Below are 20,134 nucleotides of genomic sequence, written 5' to 3'. Positions count from 1 at the left end.
TGTCAGACGCCGAGCGTCTTCAGTTTGCGATGCAGCGCCGAGCGCTCCATGCCGACAAATTCGGCGGTGCGCGAGATATTGCCGCCAAAGCGGTTGATCTGGGCGATCAGATAATCACGTTCAAAAAGCTCGCGCGCCTCGCGCAGCGGCAGCGTCATGATGTGCTGGTCACCGGTCGATGACACTCTCGGCATCGCGTCCAACACATCGGCCGGCAGCATGTCGGCGGTGATCGGCGTATCCGGACCGTCCGACTGGGCCAGGATCAGCAGCCGCTCGATATTGTTGCGCAGCTGACGAAGATTGCCCGGCCAATCATGGGCCTGAAGAATCGCCAGCGCGTCGTCGCCGATCTTGCGCGCCCTGATGCCGGCATGGTCGCAGATCTGCCGCATGAACAGGTCGACGAGGAAGGGAATGTCCTCCCGCCGGTCGGAAAGCGGCGGCACGCGCACGGGCACGACCGACAAGCGATGATAAAGGTCCTCGCGGAACTTGCCCTCGCCGATCATATGCTCAAGGTCATAGGCGGTCGAGGAAATGATGCGGACGTCGACCTTGACGCGCTTGGAGCCGCCGACGCGTTCGAACTGCTGCTCGACCAGAACCCGGAGAATCTTGTTCTGCGTCTCGCGCGGCATCTCGCCGATCTCGTCGAGATAGAGGATGCCGCGATGCGCCTCTTCCAGGGCACCGGTCCGGCGCGGCTGGCCGGGCGTGCCTTCGGTGCCGAACAGCGCAATCTCCATGCGCTCCGGCGTGATCGTCGCGGCATTGAGCGCTACGAACGGGCCTTCGGCGCGCGAGGATTTGCGATGCAGGATGCGCGCCACCAGTTCCTTGCCGGAGCCGGACGGTCCGAGAATCATCACGCGACTATTGGTCGGCGCCACCTTATCGATCGTCTGGCGGAGCTGCGAAACCGCGACGGAGGTGCCGATCAGTTCAGCGGTGTCGCCGGAGCGCTTCTTCAGATCCCGCACCTCGCGCTTGAGCTTGGAGGTTTCGAGCGCCCGCTCGGCAATCAGGATCAACCGATCGGCCTTGAACGGCTTTTCGATGAAATCATAGGCGCCGCGACGGATGGCGTTGACGGCCATCTCGATATTGCCGTGGCCGGAGATCATCACGACAGGCAGTTCCGGATAGCGGTTCTTGATCTCGTCGAGCAGGCCGAGCCCATCGAGCCGGCTGCCCTGCATCCAGACATCGAGAAACACCAGCCGCGGCACGCGGTCGGAGATCGCAGCCAGCGCACTGTCGCTATCGTGCGCGGTCCGGGTCTCGTGACCCTCATCCGACAAGATCCCCGAGACGATTTCGCGGATATCCTGTTCGTCGTCGACAACCAAAATATCAGACGCCATGAGCACTTACCTTCCCGTCAACTGCCTCGGCCGCCGCGTCTGTGCGCGGCAGCAAAACTCGCATCATGGCGCCATAGCCATGGTCAAAATCCGCCGGCGCATCGTGAAGCTCCAGATGGCCGCCATGTTCCTCGATGATCTTCTTGACGATCGGCAGGCCGAGCCCGGTGCCCTTGTCGCGCATGGTCATATAGGGCTCGAGAATGCGATGCCTATTTTCCTGCGGCAGGCCTTTGCCATTGTCGATGATATCGACGATGATCCGGTCGCTGCGCTCGTCGACGCCTGCCCGGACGAGAATCTTGTATTCGTCGCGCGTCTCGCCTTCGGGGATGGCTTCGATCGCCTCGACCGCGTTCTTCACCAGATTGGTGAAGGCCTGGCCGAGCATGCGGGCGTCGAAGGCGCCAAACAGCGGCTCGTCGCCCCATTCGCGGATGAAGCGGATGTTCTGGCTGCCCATCTCGCGCAGGAAGACGGTGTCCTTGAGGATGTCGCGCAGGTCGCTCGGCGCCTTGGACGGCTTCGGCATGCGGGCAAAGGCCGAGAACTCGTCGACCATCCGGCCGATATCCTCGACCTGGCGGACGATCGTGTCCGTGCATTGGTCGAAGACGGCACGGTCGTCCTCGTTGATCTGCCGGCCGTAGCGGCGTTTAAGCCGCTCGGCCGAGAGTGTGATCGGCGTCAGCGGGTTCTTGATCTCGTGGGCGATGCGGCGGGCGACATCGGACCAGGCGGTCGAACGCTGGGCAATCATCAGGTCGGTGATGTCGTCCATGGTGATGACATAGGATTCCTGTCCGGCATGCGATTCCTCGCGCGTCACCTGGACATTGACATTGCGCTCCTTGCCGCCCTGGATCATCGCCAGTTCACGGCGAAATTCCTTGCGCGCGCGAGATGCCGCCTCGGTCAGAAAAGCATCGATTTCCGGTGCCACGTCGGCGAGCTTGCGGCCRGTAATATCGGCCGGCTTCAGGCCTAGGAGGAATTCGGTCGAGGGATTGGCGATGGTGATCGTCCGGTCGCCTTCGACGCCGATGACGGCTGCCGTGACGCCGGAAAGCACCGCCTCGATGAAGCGCCGGCGGTCGTCGACCTCGTCCTTGGCGATCAGGATTTCGTCGCGCTGGGTGACGATCTCGTCGCGCTGCGTACGGATTTCCGAAATCATCTTGTTGAAGGTGCGCGACAGCGAACCGACGTCGCCGTCGATCGCCCGGACCGGCACGATGACGTTGAGATTGCCACTCGCGACATTGTCGGCTGCACTGATCAGCAGCCGGATCGGCCGAACGATTCGGTCGGCCACCGCGATCGCCGCCCAGATGGCAGCCAAGAGCACGATCAGTGCGAAGCCCAGGTAGATAATGCCGAAGGCGATCTGGGTGGTGACCTGACCTTCCTTCATCGATTTATAGTAGGCGGCGTTGTCCTGCATCAGATGCAGCGCATTCACGACTTTGGGGTCGACGGCGCGGATCGTGTAGAGATAGGCGTCGATCTGGTTGAGTGCGATAATGGCGCCGACGATATTGGTGGAATTCTGCGGAATGAGCGCCGGCCGGCCGGCCACGGCTGCCCTCAACGCATCCTGGGGCGCCGGCGGTACAGGCCGGATATCGTCCATTTCGGAGCCGACGATGACCGTGCCATCGGCATTGAGAAGCTGGGCGCTGATCAGGCCGCGTCCCTTGGTCTGGCGGGTCAGCAGTTCCTCGAAACCACCCTTGTCCAGGGCGAAGAGCTGGCGATAGCTGTCGAGGTCGTTGGCCATGGAAATCGTCTGGCCTTGCAGATAGCTGGCATTCTCCTTCACATAGGCTTCGCCGACATTGATGGAGGAATTGACGATTTCCTGCGTCTGGGTGCTGAACCAACGGTCGAGGCCGGCGCTGAGAGTCAGCGATGCGATCACAGCGACAAGAATCGCAGGCGCGATCGCCACGATCGAGAACAGCGAAACAATGCGAATATGCAGCCGCGCCGCCGCCCGGCCGCGGGCGCGCGCCTTGATCAATCGGTAGAGCTCATAGCCGACCAGGACCATAAGTCCCGAGACGAAGACCGCATTGATGATGGCAGAGGCGAAGACGACACTGTCAACAGGTTCGATCGGGGTATAGCCGAGCAACACCGCCAACGTCGCAAGCGCCACGACCAGGGCGCCGCCGGCGACCGCAATGCCGGCCGACGTGGAAATGCCGCGCCGCTCCCCAGTCGTCATTGCCTGTTCTGCTACCGCTTCCGCCATGCGGTGGTTCCCCTTTCCGGTCTGGCGACCGGTGCAATTCTGTTCATGACGGCCGGCGACAAGGCACCGAAGGCGGACGCACGGCCAGGAGATGTCGCGGGGGAAGCGTGGAATCGCCACGTCCCGACACAAACAATGCGTTGCTATAGAGCAACGCATTGTGGCGAAAATGCAACGTGAGTGCCCTCAGGTCAAGGGTTGATCACACCATTCTAGCACTGCGATAGACGGTGACGCCGAGTTCGCGGATCTTTTTACGCAGCGTGTTGCGATTGAGACCGAGCAGATCGGCAGCCTTGATCTGATTGCCGCGCGTGGCGGTCAGAGCTGCCAGGATGAGCGGATATTCCATCTCGGCCAGCACCCGGTCGTAGAGGCCAGGCGGCGGCAGGTTGTCGCCGAATTCGGCGAAATAGATGCGCATATTTTCTTCGACGGCCTGTGAAATCGAAACCGAGCCGGGCGCCGCACCGGGCTTTACCGCGGGGCCGGCAGCGATATCCGGCTTCAGTTCAGAATCGGCGATCTCGCGGGTGATCACGTCCTGCGGATAGAGTGCTGTAAGCCGCCGGACGAAATTTTCCAGCTCTCGGACATTGCCGGGCCAAGGATAGGATTTCATCACGTCGAGCGCTTCGTTGTCGAAGCGTTTTGGCGCCATGCCTTCCTTCTCGGTCATGGCGACGAAATGGCGGACAAGATCCGGAATATCCTCGGCGCGCTCACGCAACGGCGGCAGGCGGAGCGGCACGACGTTCAGGCGATAATAGAGGTCTTCGCGGAACAGTCCCTGGTTGATCGCCTGTTTCAGATCCTTGTTGGTGGCGGCGACGATGCGGACATCGGTGCGGATCGGGGTGCGGCCGCCAACAGTGGTATATTCTCCCTGCTGCAGCACGCGCAACAACCGGGTCTGGGCGTCCATCGGCATATCGCCGATCTCATCGAGGAAGAGCGTGCCGCCTTCCGCCTGTTCGAAGCGACCGGTCGAGCGCGCCTGGGCGCCGGTAAAGGCGCCCTTCTCATGGCCRAACAGTTCCGATTCAATGAGATCGCGCGGGATGGCGGCCATGTTGATCGCGACGAAAGGGCCATTGCGGCGTTTGCCGTAATCGTGCAGCGCCCGCGCGACCAGTTCCTTGCCGGTACCGGATTCGCCGGTGATCATCAGCGTCAGGTCGGTCTGCATCAGGCGCGCCAGCACCCGGTAGATTTCCTGCATTGCCGCCGAGCGGCCAACGAGCGGCATGGCGTCCTGCTGGTCGTCCTCGTGACGCGGCGGCTTCTTCTTCGGCTCGGCGAGTGCCCGGCCGACGATGGCGATCAGTTCGGTGAGGTCGAAGGGCTTGGGCAGATAGTCATAAGCGCCCTTCTCCGAGGCGCGGATCGCCGTCATGAAGGTATTCTGGGCGCTCATGACCAGGACCGGCAGGTCTGGCCGCACCCGCTTGATACGCGGCAGCAAGTCGAAAGCGTTCTCGTCGGGCATCACCACGTCGGTGATCACGAGGTCGCCGTCGCCGGCCGAGATCCAGCGCCAGAGCGTGGCGGCATTGGAGGTGATGCGGACATCGTAGCCGGCGCGGCTCAGCGCCTGGTTGAGCACTGTGCGGATCGCGGCATCGTCGTCGGCGACCAGAATTGTGGCAGAACTCATTTGGCTGATTTCCCTGGTTCGTCGTAGATGTCATCTGCCTGCACGTTCTTGGAGGCAGGCATGAGCACCCTGAAAATGGTCTTGTTGTTCTGCCGGTCGCATTCGACGATGCCGCCATGGCCGCCGATGATCTTGGCGACCAGTGCCAGGCCGAGGCCCGAGCCGTTGGTCTTGGTGGTGATGAACGGGTCGAAGAGGTGCGGTTTCAGGTCCTCCGGCACGCCGGGGCCGTTGTCGATGACGCAGAACTCCAGCGGCAGTGAGATTTTTTCCCGCGTGCCGGCGACGGAGATGCGGATGCCGGGGCGATAGGCGGTGGTCAGCATGATCTCGGCATCAGCCCGGTCGGCCACCGCCTCGGCGGCATTCTTGACGAGGTTGAGGAAGACCTGGATCAACTGGTCGCGATTGGCATGCACGGCCGGCAGCGACGGGTCATAATTCTCGGTGATCTTGATATTGCGGGCAAAGCCGGCTTTGGCGATCGCTTTCACGTGGTCGAGAATCGAATGGATGTTGCAGGGCGCGCGGTCCACCGGCCGTTCGTCGGAGAAGACTTCCATGCGATCGACAAGCGACACGATCCGGTCGGTCTCCTCGCAGATCAGCTGCGTCAGCGCCCGGTCCTCGTCGTTGACAGAGGTTTCGAGCAGTTGCGCGGCACCTCGGATGCCGGAAAGCGGATTTTTGATCTCATGCGCCAGCATCGAGGCCAACCCCGTCACCGAGCGGGCCGCAGCGCGGTGCGTCAGCTGCCGGTCGATCTTGTCCGCCATCGACCGTTCCTGGAAGACGATCACCACCGCGCCGGGATCGGTCAACACCGGGGCGACATAGATGTCGACCAGTTTATCGGCTCCAAGCCGGGGAGAACTCAGGTCGACCCGGTATTCGTTGACCGGCGCCTTGCGTTCGCGCACCTGGTCGATCAGCGTCAACAACGGGCTGCCGAACGGGATATAGGCATAGATCGTGTGGCGCGACAGATAGGCTTCGGAGGCGCCGAAGAAGGCTTCCGCTTCCCAATTGGCAAAGGCAATGTAGCCGTCCTCGTCGACCATGATCACAGCATTCTGGATGGCATTCAGAACGCCGAGGGCAAGATCGCTGCCGCTGGTCTTCTTGGTCTTGCGCTTGGAAGGATCGCCGTTCATGCGGCCTCTCTGACTGATATTTCGGAGGCCGGATCGAGCAGGATGTCGCGCATCGCGCCGATGACCATTTCCGGATCATGCGACGTCAGCACGGCACTGCGCCGTTCTGCTGATAGCGCAGGTGCGAAGCGCTCCAGCGTCCAGTTGACGTGTTTTCGCGCGTGGCGAAGGCCGGGCGGTGCGCCATAAAAGTCCAGAGTCATACGATAATGCCGTTCGAAAATGTTCGCGATCTCAGCACGGCCGGGCGCTGTGCGCATGCCTGCCAAGACGCCTGCATGCCATGGACGACCCTGCGAGCCGCGGCCGATCATCACCCCATCGGCACCGGATTTCCGGAGGATCGTGGCGATATCATCAGCAGTTTCGACATCGCCATTGGCGATCAGCGGCAGCTTTATCCGAGCGCAGACTTCCGCTATCCGGTCCCAATCCGCCCTGCCCTCGTAGAATTGCATGCGGGTGCGGCCGTGGACGGTGATCATCTGCGCGCCGAGCTCTTCAGCGGCATGGGCCAGCTCCGGCGCGTTGATCGACTGTTCGTCCCAACCGAGCCGCATCTTGACAGTGACCGGTACTTTCACCGCCTTCACGGTCGCCTCGATCAGCGACAGCGCCAGCTGCGGCTCACGCATCAGCGCCGAACCAGACAATCCACCGATCACTTTCTTGGCCGGGCACCCCATGTTGATATCGATGACATCGGCGCCGTTGGCTTCCGCGATTCGCGCCCCTTCGGCCATGTAGTAGGGGTCGCGGCCAGCAAGCTGGACGATGTGCGGGTGGATGCCGGAATTTTGCAGTCGCGACCACGATTCGGCTGAATTGCCGACCAGTTCGCGGCTGGCGACCATTTCCGTCACCACGAAGCCCGCGCCGAATTCAAAGGCGAGCTGGCGGAACGGCAGGTCGGTGACGCCGGACATCGGCGCGAGCGCCACCCGGTTGCGGAACTCTACCGGTCCGACGCTGAGCGGTGATGTCAAAACGTCCAAACTCAAATGCTTATCTTTCGGGCACCATTTTCCAATGCATTATTTTTAGACATTTCCATTTCACTTGCCAAGCGGATTCGCGTGCAAGCCTAAAAAACTAGCTGTCTTGACAAATGAGCAGACTGGCAAAGTCGAAGCGCTCTCTATAAACCGATTGCGGCAAATTCCAGCAGGCAAATTTCGGACAGCATGAACCACGACAATACAAATAAGATAGGCATTCTCATCGTCGCCGCGGGCCGCGGCGAGCGTGCCGGCGCGAGCGCGGAAGGACCCAAGCAATACCGCTCGATCGGCGGCAAGCCGGTGATCGCCCATACGCTGGAGCGTTTCCTCGCATGGCCGCGCTCCGGGGCGATCGTCGTGGTAATCCATCCAGATGACGAGGCCTTGTTCGCCAAGGCGATCGCGATGCTTGACGTCTCTCACACGATCCGCACGGTCCATGGCGCCCCGACACGACAAGGTTCCGTGCTGGCGGGCCTCGAAGCGATGGCCGAGCTGTCTGTTTCGCACGTCATGATCCAGGATGCTGTACGCCCATTCGTCGGCTCCGACCTGCTCGATCGCATCGCCGCTGCGCTCGATGCCGGCGAACGCGCGGTGCTGCCCGCCACGGCCGTTGCCGATACATTGAAGCGTGGCTCGCCGGACGGTCACGTCGCGGAAACCGTCTCGCGGGCTCGGCTCTATGCGGCGCAGACGCCGCAGAGTTTCCTGTTCGAGCCGATTCTCGAAGCACATCGCGCAGCCGCCCGGTCGGGGATAAGCGATTTCACCGACGACGCGGCTATCGCCGAATGGGCGGGGCTTGCGGTAAAACTCGCCGAGGGCGACCGTGAAAATGTCAAGCTGACACTTGCCAGCGATATCGAACTGGCGGACCAGAGACTGATGCAGACGAACCTTCCCGATGTGCGGACCGGCAACGGCTATGATGTCCATCAACTCGAACCGGGCGACGGCGTCACGTTGAGCGGCGTGTTCATCGCTCATAACCAAAGGCTCAGGGGCCATTCGGACGCCGATTGCGCGTTGCATGCCCTGACCGACGCATTGCTGGCCACGTGCGGCGCCGGCGATATCGGCGACCATTTTCCGCCGTCCGATCCGCAATGGAAGGGCGCTCCGTCGCGCATTTTCCTCGAACATGCGGCAGCGATCGTCCGGGATCACGGCGGCGTCATCATGAACGCGGATATTTCCATCATCGCCGAGGCCCCGAGGATAGGCCCGCACAGGCAAGCCATGCGACAAGCCCTCGCCGACATCCTCGGAATCGATCTGGATCGCTGCTCCGTCAAAGCGACGACAAATGAGAAGATCGGCTTCGTCGGTCGCGGTGAAGGTATCGCGGCCATTGCGACCGCCACAGTGGTATTCGGGAGAAAGCCATGAATGACAAGATCATCCTTGAACTCGCCCAGCAGGTCGTGACGATGTGCACGGACAAGAATGTCATGGTCGCGACGGCGGAATCCTGCACCGGCGGACTGGTGGCCGGCGCGATCACGGCGATATCCGGCGCCTCGCAGGTGCTGGAGCGTGGTTTCGTCACCTATTCCGACCAGGCAAAGATCGAAATGCTCGGCGTGATGCCGATCACGCTCAGGCAATATGGCGCCGTCTCGAAGGATGTATCGCTTGAGATGGCGCATGGCGCGCTCGCCCGCTCGGAAGCCGGCATTTCTGTCTCGACGACCGGCATAGCCGGTCCGTTGGGCGGCACGACCGGCAAGCCGGTCGGCCTCGTGCATTTCGGCGGGCGCCACTATAAGGGCAAGATGATCCATCGCGAGATGAATTTCGGCGATATCGGCCGCCACGAGGTGCGGATGGCTTCGGTGGAGATCGCGCTTGAAATGATCATCGAGCTCGCCAGGGAAGGCTGACGGACATCTGCGAGCTTGGCCGGCGATCACCGCGTGTGGGCTTCAGGGTTTTATTTTTTGCGGGCACACCTGTCTCACCGGCAATTGAAATCCTATGTGTTGTCCATGTGGAAAGTTGATCGGCCCATGGCGTGATCACCCGTCGGTGACTCATCGGACTGATTGAGGGGTAGTGTATGGCGATGACGGCACAAGCTTCCGAAACCGAACGCGATATCGAAGACGGCGTCTGGCCGGCGCGGCGACGGAAAATCCTCGATTGGCTGGTCAACGAGACGCGCAATCAGCGGTTCGTCGACAACATCCTGGTCGAAATGAGCGAGCGGCTGGTGGCAGCCGGCGTACCCGTTGTACGCGTCTCGTTTCATTTCCAGACCAACCATCCCCAATGGCGTGGCGCGCGCCTGCTCTGGCGCACCGGTCTGACCGAGGCCGAATTCGAATTCTACGGCTATGAGGTCGAGGTTTCGCAGCTTTTCCAGAAAAGCCCGATCAAAGTGATTTTTGAAGGCGCGCCGGAACTGCGCACCGACCTGACGCAAGTGCCGGCCGATCCCTCATCCGAGCCGACGCTGTATGCCGACCTAAGGCAGGATGGACTGACCGAATACATGGCTCTGCCCCTCGAGCACACGCTCGGCAAGCGCCATGTTGTCACCTTTTCGACGGCGCRCCCGGGCGGATTCTCGGATGAGCATGTTACCTTTCTGAAAGACCTTCTTCCGGTGATCGCGCTGGTCACCGAGATCCGCGTCAAGAACATCATGGCCCGGACATTGCTCCGGACTTATGTCGGGCCGCATGCCAGCGAAGAGATCCTCGCCGGCGCCACGACCCGCGGCAGCGGCGCCACGATCAGTGCAGCGATCATGATCTGTGATCTTCGCGACTTCACGACGCTTTCCTCGCTCTGGCCGCGTGACTTCGTCATCGATCTCCTGAACGCTTATTTCGATGCCCTTTCAGGACCGATCGAGGAACATGGCGGCGAAATCCTGAAATTCATGGGCGACGGCCTTTTGGCCATCTTCCCGCTTTCCAAGCCGAGCGCTTTCAGCGATTTGCTCGCCGCCATCCGCGAAGGCCGGGCGGCGATGGCGGCGCTGAATGAAAAAAGTGCCGGGGAAGGCCGTCCGCAGCTCGGCTACGGTGTCGGCGTGCATTTCGGCGATGTGATGTACGGCAATATCGGCTCCAAGGCACGGCTCGATTTCACCGTCATCGGCCCGGCCGTCAATATTGCGTCCAGGCTCGAGAGCCTGACCAAGGATGTCAATCGTCCAGTGCTGCTGTCAAAGGCGTTTGTCGAGAAGGCCGACTGCGCGAACGAGGTCGAGAGTCTCGGGCGATTCAGCCTGAAGGGCGTGGGCGAAGCGGTCGACGTGATGTCGCTCCGCTTCGACGAGCCGACCAGCGCTGGACATGGAAACGTTTATCCCATGCCCCGCCGACGTTCGGAGTGATCTACGGCGCGACCGGTGCAGCGTTCGGGCCGTATATCTGATCGGCGCGTTTCTCGAAGGCATCGGTGAACATGCGGAAGGCGCGGTCGAACATCGCGCCCATCATCGCACCGAGAATACGGCTCTTGAATTCATACTCGATAAAGAAATGGACTTCCGCACGGCCATCGCCGTGGTCGACGAAACGCCAGGTATTGTTGAGAAATTTGAACGGCCCGTCGATATATTTGACCTCGATGACCTTCTCATCCGGTTTGAGCAGAACCTGGGTGGTGAAGGTCTCCTTGATCGCCTTGTAGCCGATGCTCATGTCAGCGATCAGCAGCGTCTTGCCCTCTCGCTCTTTGCGGCTTTGCACATTAAGAGCCTCGCAGAGCGGCAGGAATTGCGGATATTTTTCGACGTCGGCGACAAGCGCAAACATCTGATCTGCGGAATGGCGGGCGATGCGGGTGGTTTCGAACTGTGGCATGGCGTTGAAATATTGAACTCACCGCGTTGATACAAGCCCCCGCATCCGACGTGACCGGGCATTATTTCAGCGCTCCTCTCCCAGGTTGTCGCCGCGGGCCTGGTGATAGGCACGCAGGATGGCTGAGACCACCCTGCGGGCTTGGTCTTCATCGGTCTGATAGTTGGTCACCGATATGCGCATGACCTGCTGACCGCGCCATTTCGCACCTCCGACGAAGATCTCACCGTCTTCCTGGATGCCGGCGATGACGCGCGCGGTCAGTAAGTCCGCTTCCTCCGCAGGAAGATGGGCGCCGAAGCGGGCGATCACCTGATTGAGCACAACTTTGTTGAGGATGGTGACGCCAGATTCGTGGGCCAGCGCCTCTGCGATCAACGCTGCCGAATTGCAGTCGCGTTCGATGATATCGACGATGCCCTGTCGACCAAGATGTTTGATAACGGCCCAGGTCGCAAATCCGCGTGCACGACGCGAGAGCTCCGGGACATAGTGGGATGGATCTCGCTCCCCGTCGACGGCGCTCGGCAAATAGCTCGCCGCGATCGTCATGGCGCGGCGATGCGATAGCTCATCGCGAACGATCGCATAGCCGCAGTCATAAGGCGTCTGCAGCCATTTGTGACCATCCGTCGCCCAACTGTCGGCGTTCTCGACTCCATCGGTCAAGTGACGCAGCACTGGCGACACCTGAGCCCAAAGTCCGAAGGCACCATCGACATGCACCCAGGCGCCCTTGGCCTTGGCGGCCGGAATAACCGTCGCGAAGTCGTCGAACGCACCGGTATTTATTTGCCCTGCTTGGAGAATCACGATCACCGGACCGTCGACCCGCGCTATCGCCTCTTCGAAGGCGCTATTGATCATCCGTCCCTGCTCGTCCGTCGCAATCCTGACAACACGATCGTGGCCCAGCCCGAGAAATTGCAGTCCGGAGAACACAGTCGTATGCGCATCGTCGCCAATCAGAACTGAAATCGGCGGCGCACCGAACAGGCCCTGTACATCCGGGTCCCAACCGACCGCGCGCAGCACCGCGCTGCGCGCGGCCGCCAAGCAGCTGAAGTTGGCAAGCGTGGCGCCGGTGACAAAACCGACAGAACTTTGCCGTGGCAATGCGAGCAGTTCAAGCAGCCATGCGGACGCCGCGGTTTCCGCCGCAGCAGCAGCGGGCGTGGCAACATGGTTGCCGGCATTCTGTCCCCAGGCGGAGACGAGCATGTCGGCTGCAACGCCGACAGGATGCGATCCGCCGATGACCCAACCGAGGAACCTTGGCCCAGCCATCAGATGAAGGCCGGGATCAGCCCGGACAACAAGATCGTCAATCACCGAATCCGCGTCGGTCGATCCTTGCGGCAATGGTTCGGAAAAGCTTGCCAGCGCTTCGGAATATGTCTGCGACGGGCCATGCCGTCTGTCAGTAGAAGCGCGCTCCCGGAAAGCCGCCGCCTGCTCCGCAGCCTTCAGGAACAATGACCGGACATCCATCCCAACCTCCCCCTATCCCTGGTACGCAGTTTCGAGGAAAACAGGAAAAAGGCAACCCGATTCCGGAAAAGCCAGATCAGACCCCGTGGCGGCCAGCCAGCACCTTCGCCCGCGCCGCCCTCAACCGGGCGAAATCGTCGCCGGCGTGGTGGGAAGAGCGGGTGAGTGGGCTCGACGACACCATCAGGAAACCCTTGGTATAGGCGACAGTCTCGTAGGACTTGAACTCGTCGGGGGTGACGAAGCTCATCACCTGATGGTGCTTGCGGGTCGGCTGCAAGTATTGGCCGATGGTGAGAAAATCGACATCGGCGACGCGCAGGTCGTCCATCAATTGCAGCACTTCGTTGCGTTCCTCGCCCAGGCCGACCATGATGCCGGACTTGGTGAACATCGACGGATCGAGTTCCTTGACCCGCTGCAAAAGGCGGATCGAGTGGAAATAGCGGGCGCCGGGCCGGACAGTCAGATAGTTCGACGGCACGGTTTCGAGATTGTGGTTGAAGACATCAGGCTTGGCGGCGACAACACGTTCGAGCGCACCGGGCTTGCGCAGGAAATCCGGCGTCAGAATCTCGATCGTCGTTTCAGGTGAAGTTTCGCGGATGGCGAAGATCACCTTTTCGAAATGCTCGGCGCCGCCGTCCTCGAGATCGTCGCGGTCGACGGAGGTGATGACGACGTGGCTGAGCCCCATCTTCTTCACCGCTTTGCCGACGTTGGAAGGCTCTTCCTGATCGAGCGCTACCGGCCGGCCGGTGGCGACATTGCAGAAGGCACAGGCGCGGGTGCAGATCTCGCCCATGATCATGAAAGTGGCGTGCTTCTTCTCCCAGCATTCGCCGATATTGGGGCAGCCAGCCTCTTCGCAGACGGTGACGAGATTATGATCGCGGACCAGCGCGCGGGTTTCCTGGTAGCCCTTCGACACCGGCGCCTTGACGCGGATCCAATCCGGCTTGCGCAGCACTTCCGTATCCGGCCGATGCGCCTTTTCCGGATGCCGGAGGCGCTTTTCGGAATTGACCGTATCGAGAATGGTGACCATCGAGACCGTGCCTGTTTGCAGATGTATCTGCTTATAAATCAGAAGTTTGAGCGTTCAAAGCCAAGAGTCCCGAACACATCTCATCGCTGCATTGCAGACCCTGCAAGGCTTGATATCTAATCATTCGCGAGCATGCTTTCCAGCCAAGGCATAGCGAGGTACTGCCGCTCAAGGCGGCAATACACACGCTCAAGACTCTGCGAAAGGTGGGTCAGCGCCGGATCATTCGTCCAAGCGCGATGAGGATGCAGGCGCCAATGAAACCGATGACCAGATAGGCGAGCCAGCCGGTGTAGTCAACATGGAAGAGGTTGGCGAGGATGAAGTTCAGGAGCGCAGCACCGACGATGCCGAGAATGATGTTCATGATGATGCCGGTATTCGACTTCATGAACATTTCGGCGAACCAGCCGGCAAAACCGCCGATGATGATTGCCGCAATAAAGCCCACTCCATTTGGATGCATCGCATAGTCCTCCACTGACAGACGCCGCTTTTCCATAGCATGAAAGGGAGCAGCGGCGCTCATGAAATTTCTGTATTCCGGGTGCTCAGATATTGAGCGCCCGGCCATAGGCATCGAGCACGCTTTCCTTCAGCGTCTCCGAAATCGTCGGATGCGGGAAGATCGTGTGCATCAATTCTTCCTCGGTGGTTTCGAGGTTCATCGCCACGACAAAACCCTGGATCAGTTCGGTGACTTCCGCACCGACCAGATGCGCGCCGATCAGTTCGCCGGTCTTCTTGTCGAAGATGGTCTTGACCAGGCCCTGATCCTCGCCGAGCGCGATTGCCTTGCCGTTGCCGACGAAGGGGAAGCGGCCGACGCGGATGTCGCGGCCCTCGGCCTTGGCCCTGGCTTCGGTGAGGCCGACCGAGGCGACCTGCGGCTGGCAATAGGTGCAGCCCGGGATCTTGTTGCGGTCCATCGGATGCACGTTCGGCAGGCCGGCGATCTTTTCGACGCAGATCACCGCCTCGTGCTCGGCCTTGTGGGCGAGCAGCGGCGGGCCGGCGACGTCACCAATGGCATAGATGCCCGGCACATTGGTCTTGCCGTAGCCGTCGATGGCGATGAAGCCGCGGTCGGTCTTCACGCCCAGCGCTTCAAGGCCGATATTTTCGACATTGGCCTGGACGCCGACGGCGGAGATCATCCGGTCCGCGGTGATGGTCTGGGTCTTGCCGTCCTTCGTCTCGACCGTGGCAGTGACCGAATTGGCCCCCTTCTCGACCTTGGCGACCTTGGCTTCGAGCAGGATCTTCATGCCCTGCTTGTCGAACTGCTTCTTCGCCAGGCCCGAGATTTCCGCATCTTCGACCGGCATGACCTGGCTCATGATCTCGACGACCGTGACGTCGACGCCGAGCGTGCGATAGAAGGAGGCGAACTCGATGCCGATGGCGCCCGAACCCATGACCAGCAGCGACTTCGGGATCTCGTCGGGCTTCATTGCCTCGAAATAGGTCCAGATCAGCTTGCCGTCCGGCTCGATGCCTGGCAGAGCGCGCGGCCGGGCACCGGTGGCAACGATGATGTGCTTGGCGGTATAGGTGCCTTCGGGCAGCGTGTTCTTCGGGATCGGCCCCATCGGCTCGACCGGCTTCCTGGCGGTCTTGGAGACGACGATCTCGCCGGGCTGAGCCCCTGTCGAAGCCTTGGTGAGCTTGGCTTCACCCCAGATGACGTCGATCTTGTTCTTCTTCATCAGGAAGCCGACGCCGGAATTCATCCGCTGGGCAATGCCGCGCGAGCGGGCGACGATCGCCTTGATGTCAGGCGTGACCTTGCCTTCGATCTTGATGCCATAGTCGCCGGGATGTTCGGCATAGTGATAGATTTCGGCCGTGCGAAGCAGCGCCTTGGTCGGGATGCAGCCCCAGTTGGAGCAGATGCCGGCGAGGTGCTCGCGCTCGACCACAGCCGTCTTGAGGCCGAGTTGAGCGGCGCGGATTGCGGCCACATAGCCGCCCGGACCCGAACCGATGATGATGACGTCATATGCATTCGCAGCTTTCGTATCAGACATGGGGCGCTTCCACTCCTTAGACTAATCTATCGGCGACGAGCGCCGACCGGCCGAAAGGCCTTACATTCCCAGCATCATGCGGACGATCGGCTCGAGGCCGCGCCCGATCGCCGCGGTATTCTCGGCATCGAGATGAATGCCGTCGATCGGTGTGGTCCTCGCCACCGAACCAGCATCGAAGAAACCACAGCCCAGTTCGTCGGCGACATCGCGATAGACGGACGCCAGATTGCGGCTCTCATCAATCCGACTGGCAAACATCGGGCCAAGCAGCGCGTGATCGGTTTCGCAGAAGGGCGGCGGCGACACGAGCAGGATTTCCGGCTCAGTCTCCAATCCCATCGGCCAGGCGTGATGGCGGACGATCTCGACCAGCCGCCTGATGCCGGCGCCGACGATCACGGCGTTGTTGGCATATACAGGTTTCAGATCGTTGGTGCCGAGCAGGATTATTATCAGATCGAGAGGACCGTGCGTGTGCAGGAGCGTCGGCAGGACACGCGCGCCGTTGCGATCGCATTCCGCCATGTAGTCGTCATAGACTGTCGTTCGACCGTTCAAGCCTTCGGGGATGACGCGGACGCCGTGGCCGAGACCTTTCTGCAGCGTAGAGGTCCAGCGGTTCTCATAAGCATGGCGCTGTTCATTTTCCGCATCCACGCCCCAGGTGAGGCTATCGCCGTAACAGAGAATGGTTTTCATCAGAGCTTTCCCCAGATCTTCTTGCATTTCATCGCTGCCAATGCCTCAAACCTGGCGTTGAGGCCCTCAATGATGTCTGGCCAATTCCAGAACTTCACCATCGCGTATCCGACAGCCAGACCGTTGCCGAAATCCCATTGCGAGAGCTTGCTACGTGCCCGGCAATTTGGGCATTCGACATCGTCGCCATGGCCGTCGTTAAATGCAGACAGGGCATCGTCGATCGGCTGGAAGGCTTCGGTCCCTGCCTCGATCTCGACATGGCAATGCGGGCACCGGCCATGTTCTAGTTCTGACGAGAACTCGATGATTCTGCCTTGTTCGACCCGCACGCCTTTGACGTCGAGGAGCCGCCAATAGCCATTGTCTTCGGTTAGTATGGTTGCCGCCCGCAATCCTGGAACATGGCCATCACCTTCCAGAGTGTTGTTCGCTGTCTTTTCTCCCATGATCTGCTCAGAGAGGAGAAAGGCCGGCACGCGCTGGAAATCGCCGTGACTATGTCCARCAACCAGCTCCCCGAAAACATAGGACTGGAAGTAGTCCGACATGCGGGCGGCTCCAGACTTAAACCAGCATCCCCATCGGGTTTTCGATGTAGCGCTTGAACGCCTGCAGCAATTCGGCCCCCAGCGCACCATCGACGGCGCGATGATCGGTCGAGAGCGTCACGGTCATTACCTGGGCGATCACCATCTCTTTGTTCTTGACGATCACCCGCTCCTGGCCGGCACCGACCGCGAGAATGGTCGCATGAGGCGGATTGACGACGGCGGCAAAGTTCGACACGCCCATCATGCCCATATTCGACACCGAGGTCGTGCCACCCTGATACTCCTCGGGCTTCAGCTTGCGGTCCTTGGCACGCTTGCCGAGGTCCTTCATCTCGTTGGAGATGGCTGACAGGCTCTTGAGCTCGGCATGGCGGATGATCGGGGTGATCAGGCCACCTGGGATGGAGACGGCAACACCGACGTCGGAATGCTTGTGCTTGACCATGTTGCTGTCGGTCCAGGAGACATTGGCTTCCGGTACATCACGCAGGGCAAGCGCCATGGCCTTGATCACCATGTCGTTGACCGAGAGCTTGTAGGCCGGCCTGTCGTCCTTCTTCGGCGCGGCGTGGTTCAGCTCAGCACGGAGCGCCAAGAGCGCATCGAGTTCGCAATCCACCGAAACATAGAAATGTGGAATCGTCTGCTTGGACTCGGTGAGCCGCCGGGCAATGGTCTTGCGCATGCCGTCATGCGGCACAAGCTCGTAGGAACCCGGCTCGAAAAGTTTGAGCACGGCATCCTCCGAAGGTCCCTTGGCTGCCACCGGCGCTGCGGCGGCAGGCGCCGGGGCCGCAGCGGCTGTACCGGCCGGTGCAGCCTTGCCGGTGCCTGAGGCGACGGCCTTTTCGATATCGGATTTCACCACGCGGCCATGCGGACCGGAACCGGACACCAGCGAGATATCGAGGCCGGCCTCTTTGGCGAGACGACGGGCGAGTGGCGAAGAGAAGGCGCGGTCGCCGTGGGATGCTGCGGCCGGCTGCGGCGCGGGCGCCGAAGCGGCGGGAGCCGGGGCCGGCGCCGCCGCAGGAGCAGGTGCGGCTTCGGCCTTCGGCGCTGGAGCAGCAGAGGGTGCCGCACTCGCGGCAGCCTTGGCATCCTCGCCTTCGGCCGCCAGGATGGCGATCACGCTGTTGACCTTGACGTTTTCCGTGCCGGCAGGAATGACGATCTTGGCGACCGTGCCCTCATCGACGGCTTCGACTTCCATCGTCGCCTTGTCGGTCTCGATCTCGGCGATCACGTCGCCGGACTTGATCGTATCGCCTTCCTTGACCAGCCATTTGGAGAGATTGCCCTCTTCCATGGTCGGCGAAAGGGCGGGCATGGTAATGTTGATGGGCATCTTACTTCTCCCCCGCAGCAAAAGCGTCGACGAGCACCAGCTTCTTGCTGCCAATCTGTTTTCCGATGGAATTGGCGATTAGATAATTCAACGCGAGAAAGCTGACACCGAGGCCAACCAAACCCGAGGAAACCCGAATGATGGTCGGCCACGGAGCAGTCGCTAGCGCAGTCGAGCCACTGACGATGGCAGCTGTGAAGCCGATGATGAATCCGACGACAGCACCGGCAGCGAAACCGCCGATCAGCGAAATCAGCATCAGCTTCCAATAGATCGACCAGGTTATCCGCCTGACTTCATCCATTGTGGCCATGGGCCGTCGTCCTCACTTGTAGCAGACGGCTTTGACGGCATCGATGACTTCGCCGACATTCGGCAGAGCCAGCTTTTCGAGATTGGATGCATAGGGCATCGGCACGTCCTTGCCGGCAATTGTGATGACCGGCGCATCGAGATAATCGAAAGCCTCGCGGCTGACGCGGTTGGCGATGAAGTCGCCCACCGAGCTCTGCGGGTAACCCTCTTCCACCGTCACCAGGCGGCCGGTCTTCTTGACGCTTTCGATCACTGCTGGCAGGTCCATGGGCCTGAGGGTACGCAGGTCGATGAGTTCGACATCGATGCCCAGCTTTTCGAGTTCGGCGATCGCCTTGACCGCATAGGTCATGCCGATACCCCAGGAAACCATGGTTACGTCCTTGCCGGAACGATGGATGCGCGCCTTGCCGATCGGCAGGACGAAATCATCGAGCTTCGGCACGTCGAAGGACTGGCCGTAGAGGATTTCGTTTTCAAGGAAGATCACCGGATTGGGATCGCGGATCGCGGCCTTGAGCAGGCCCTTGGCGTCGGCCGCCGTATAGGGCTGGATGACCTTGAGGCCTGGGATCTGACTGTACCAGGCGCCGTAATCCTGGCTGTGCTGGGCGGCAACGCGGGCGGCGGCACCATTGGGGCCGCGGAACACCATCGGCGCGCCCATCTGGCCGCCGGACATGTAAAGCGTCTTGGCAGCSGAATTGATGATCTGGTCGATCGCCTGCATGGCGAAGTTGAAGGTCATGAATTCGACGATCGGGCGAAGCCCGGCCATGGCAGCGCCAACGCCTATGCCGGCAAAGCCATGCTCGGTGATCGGGGTATCGACGACACGCTTGGCGCCGAATTCCTGCAGCAGGCCCTGTGTGATCTTATAGGCGCCCTGATATTCGGCGACTTCCTCGCCCATGACGAAGACGTTGGGGTCGCGGCGCATTTCCTCGGCCATGGCGTCGCGCAGTGCTTCGCGGACCGTGATATGGACCATTTCGGTGCCTGCCGGGATCGCAGGATCGGCGGCAACTTCAGCCTTCGGCGCGGCCGAAACCGGTTTGGTCGGCTGTTCGGCTTCCTCGACCTTCGGGGCCGGGGCAACCGCCGGAGCAGCGGGCGGCTTGGCATCCGAAGCGCTCTCGCCTTCCTGCAGGAGCACGGCGATCGGCGTATTGACCTTGACGTTCTCAGTGCCGGCGGCAACCAGGAGCTTGCCGATCGTACCTTCGTCGACCGCCTCGACCTCCATGGTCGCCTTGTCGGTTTCAATCTCGGCAATGACATCGCCGGATTTCACCGTGTCGCCCTCTTTCTTCACCCATTTCGAAAGCGTGCCTTCTTCCATGGTGGGCGACAGCGCTGGCATGAGAATATCGATCGGCATTTTTCCTC

At 61.1% G+C, this 20,134-nt stretch carries 18 protein-coding genes; 3 read left to right on the top strand and 15 right to left on the bottom strand.

Annotated features, from left to right (window positions below):
• Positions 1 to 2: 2 nt before the first annotated feature.
• The 5 genes from ntrX to dusB form a co-directional block, all read right to left on the bottom strand.
• Positions 3 to 1,367, bottom strand: a complete 1,365-nt coding sequence (ntrX, locus tag AC1D06_RS06290; RefSeq protein ID WP_477985591.1) for a nitrogen assimilation response regulator NtrX — start codon at positions 1,365 to 1,367, stop codon at positions 3 to 5.
• Positions 1,357 to 3,624, bottom strand: a complete 2,268-nt coding sequence (locus AC1D06_RS06285; protein ID WP_477985590.1) for a sensor histidine kinase NtrY-like — start codon at positions 3,622 to 3,624, stop codon at positions 1,357 to 1,359. The genes ntrX and AC1D06_RS06285 overlap by 11 nt, the downstream gene beginning before the upstream one ends.
• 202 nt (positions 3,625 to 3,826) lie before the next feature.
• Positions 3,827 to 5,281 carry a nitrogen regulation protein NR(I) gene (gene ntrC, locus AC1D06_RS06280; protein ID WP_477985589.1) on the bottom strand — a complete coding sequence of 485 codons (1,455 nt, stop codon included), beginning with the start codon at positions 5,279 to 5,281 and terminating at the stop codon, positions 3,827 to 3,829.
• Entirely contained in the window at positions 5,278 to 6,435 is a 1,158-nt protein-coding gene (locus AC1D06_RS06275; protein ID WP_477985588.1) for a two-component system sensor histidine kinase NtrB, read from the bottom strand. Before AC1D06_RS06275 ends, ntrC begins: the two co-directional genes overlap by 4 nt.
• A complete protein-coding gene (gene dusB / locus AC1D06_RS06270) occupies positions 6,432 to 7,436 on the bottom strand; it encodes a tRNA dihydrouridine synthase DusB (protein WP_477985587.1) in 1,005 nt (334 codons plus the stop codon). Before dusB ends, AC1D06_RS06275 begins: the two co-directional genes overlap by 4 nt.
• A 183-nt stretch (positions 7,437 to 7,619) precedes the next feature.
• Here dusB and AC1D06_RS06265 point away from each other — a divergent pair, with 183 nt between their 5' ends.
• From AC1D06_RS06265 to AC1D06_RS06255, 3 genes are all read left to right on the top strand, one after another.
• The gene (locus tag AC1D06_RS06265) at positions 7,620 to 8,828 is read left to right on the top strand and encodes a bifunctional 2-C-methyl-D-erythritol 4-phosphate cytidylyltransferase/2-C-methyl-D-erythritol 2,4-cyclodiphosphate synthase (protein ID WP_477985586.1); all 1,209 of its coding nucleotides are present in this window, start codon (positions 7,620 to 7,622) and stop codon (positions 8,826 to 8,828) included.
• The gene (locus AC1D06_RS06260) at positions 8,825 to 9,322 is read left to right on the top strand and encodes a CinA family protein (RefSeq protein WP_477879015.1); all 498 of its coding nucleotides are present in this window, start codon (positions 8,825 to 8,827) and stop codon (positions 9,320 to 9,322) included. Before AC1D06_RS06265 ends, AC1D06_RS06260 begins: the two co-directional genes overlap by 4 nt.
• 176 nt (positions 9,323 to 9,498) lie before the next feature.
• The gene (locus AC1D06_RS06255) at positions 9,499 to 10,785 is read left to right on the top strand and encodes an adenylate/guanylate cyclase domain-containing protein (RefSeq protein ID WP_477985585.1); all 1,287 of its coding nucleotides are present in this window, start codon (positions 9,499 to 9,501) and stop codon (positions 10,783 to 10,785) included.
• Position 10,786: 1 nt separating this feature from the next.
• Here the strand turns inward: AC1D06_RS06255 and AC1D06_RS06250 are convergent, their stop codons facing one another.
• The 10 genes from AC1D06_RS06250 to AC1D06_RS06205 form a co-directional block, all read right to left on the bottom strand.
• Positions 10,787 to 11,257, bottom strand: coding sequence for a type II toxin-antitoxin system RatA family toxin (locus AC1D06_RS06250; RefSeq protein WP_477879013.1), 471 nt, complete (start codon positions 11,255 to 11,257; stop codon positions 10,787 to 10,789).
• Positions 11,258 to 11,323: 66 nt separating this feature from the next.
• A complete protein-coding gene (locus AC1D06_RS06245) occupies positions 11,324 to 12,748 on the bottom strand; it encodes a pyridoxal phosphate-dependent decarboxylase family protein (protein WP_477985584.1) in 1,425 nt (474 codons plus the stop codon).
• A 76-nt stretch (positions 12,749 to 12,824) separates the two neighbouring features.
• The gene (gene lipA, locus AC1D06_RS06240) at positions 12,825 to 13,796 is read right to left on the bottom strand and encodes a lipoyl synthase (protein ID WP_477985583.1); all 972 of its coding nucleotides are present in this window, start codon (positions 13,794 to 13,796) and stop codon (positions 12,825 to 12,827) included.
• Positions 13,797 to 14,007: 211 nt separating this feature from the next.
• Positions 14,008 to 14,262, bottom strand: coding sequence for a GlsB/YeaQ/YmgE family stress response membrane protein (locus tag AC1D06_RS06235; RefSeq protein ID WP_477985694.1), 255 nt, complete (start codon positions 14,260 to 14,262; stop codon positions 14,008 to 14,010).
• Between the two features lie 85 nt (positions 14,263 to 14,347).
• Positions 14,348 to 15,826 carry a dihydrolipoyl dehydrogenase gene (gene lpdA, locus AC1D06_RS06230; protein WP_477985582.1) on the bottom strand — a complete coding sequence of 493 codons (1,479 nt, stop codon included), beginning with the start codon at positions 15,824 to 15,826 and terminating at the stop codon, positions 14,348 to 14,350.
• A 60-nt stretch (positions 15,827 to 15,886) separates the two neighbouring features.
• Positions 15,887 to 16,528: an SGNH/GDSL hydrolase family protein gene (locus AC1D06_RS06225; protein WP_477879009.1), complete on the bottom strand. Its 642-nt coding sequence runs from the start codon at positions 16,526 to 16,528 to the stop codon at positions 15,887 to 15,889.
• Positions 16,528 to 17,079, bottom strand: a complete 552-nt coding sequence (locus AC1D06_RS06220) for a hypothetical protein (RefSeq protein ID WP_477985581.1) — start codon at positions 17,077 to 17,079, stop codon at positions 16,528 to 16,530. Before AC1D06_RS06220 ends, AC1D06_RS06225 begins: the two co-directional genes overlap by 1 nt.
• A gap of 16 nt (positions 17,080 to 17,095) precedes the next feature.
• Positions 17,096 to 18,430 carry a pyruvate dehydrogenase complex dihydrolipoamide acetyltransferase gene (locus tag AC1D06_RS06215; protein WP_477985580.1) on the bottom strand — a complete coding sequence of 445 codons (1,335 nt, stop codon included), beginning with the start codon at positions 18,428 to 18,430 and terminating at the stop codon, positions 17,096 to 17,098.
• 1 nt (position 18,431) lies between these two features.
• A complete protein-coding gene (locus AC1D06_RS06210; protein ID WP_477879006.1) occupies positions 18,432 to 18,743 on the bottom strand; it encodes a hypothetical protein in 312 nt (103 codons plus the stop codon).
• A 12-nt stretch (positions 18,744 to 18,755) separates the two neighbouring features.
• Entirely contained in the window at positions 18,756 to 20,126 is a 1,371-nt protein-coding gene (locus AC1D06_RS06205; RefSeq protein WP_477985579.1) for a pyruvate dehydrogenase complex E1 component subunit beta, read from the bottom strand.
• Positions 20,127 to 20,134: the final 8 nt, after the last annotated feature.

The sequence above is a fragment of the Rhizobium sp. P2_G2 genome (assembly GCF_056403555.1).
The sequence above is the reverse complement of the archived record's forward strand: the minus strand, read 5'-3'. Positions and strand labels throughout refer to the sequence as shown.

What these genes read in the sequence shown, in the direction of transcription:
- ntrX (WP_477985591.1), bottom strand. Translation starts at nt 1,367, where the DNA reads ATGGCGTCTGATATTTTGGTTGTCGACGACGAACAGGATATCCGCGAA.
- AC1D06_RS06275 (WP_477985588.1), bottom strand. Translation starts at nt 6,435, where the DNA reads ATGAACGGCGATCCTTCCAAGCGCAAGACCAAGAAGACCAGCGGCAGC.
- AC1D06_RS06265 (WP_477985586.1), top strand. Translation starts at nt 7,620, where the DNA reads ATGAACCACGACAATACAAATAAGATAGGCATTCTCATCGTCGCCGCG.
- AC1D06_RS06260 (WP_477879015.1), top strand. Translation starts at nt 8,825, where the DNA reads ATGAATGACAAGATCATCCTTGAACTCGCCCAGCAGGTCGTGACGATG.
- AC1D06_RS06250 (WP_477879013.1), bottom strand. Translation starts at nt 11,257, where the DNA reads ATGCCACAGTTCGAAACCACCCGCATCGCCCGCCATTCCGCAGATCAG.
- AC1D06_RS06245 (WP_477985584.1), bottom strand. Translation starts at nt 12,748, where the DNA reads ATGGATGTCCGGTCATTGTTCCTGAAGGCTGCGGAGCAGGCGGCGGCT.
- lipA (WP_477985583.1), bottom strand. Translation starts at nt 13,796, where the DNA reads ATGGTCACCATTCTCGATACGGTCAATTCCGAAAAGCGCCTCCGGCAT.
- AC1D06_RS06235 (WP_477985694.1), bottom strand. Translation starts at nt 14,262, where the DNA reads ATGCATCCAAATGGAGTGGGCTTTATTGCGGCAATCATCATCGGCGGT.
- lpdA (WP_477985582.1), bottom strand. Translation starts at nt 15,826, where the DNA reads ATGTCTGATACGAAAGCTGCGAATGCATATGACGTCATCATCATCGGT.
- AC1D06_RS06225 (WP_477879009.1), bottom strand. Translation starts at nt 16,528, where the DNA reads ATGAAAACCATTCTCTGTTACGGCGATAGCCTCACCTGGGGCGTGGAT.
- AC1D06_RS06215 (WP_477985580.1), bottom strand. Translation starts at nt 18,430, where the DNA reads ATGCCCATCAACATTACCATGCCCGCCCTTTCGCCGACCATGGAAGAG.
- AC1D06_RS06210 (WP_477879006.1), bottom strand. Translation starts at nt 18,743, where the DNA reads ATGGCCACAATGGATGAAGTCAGGCGGATAACCTGGTCGATCTATTGG.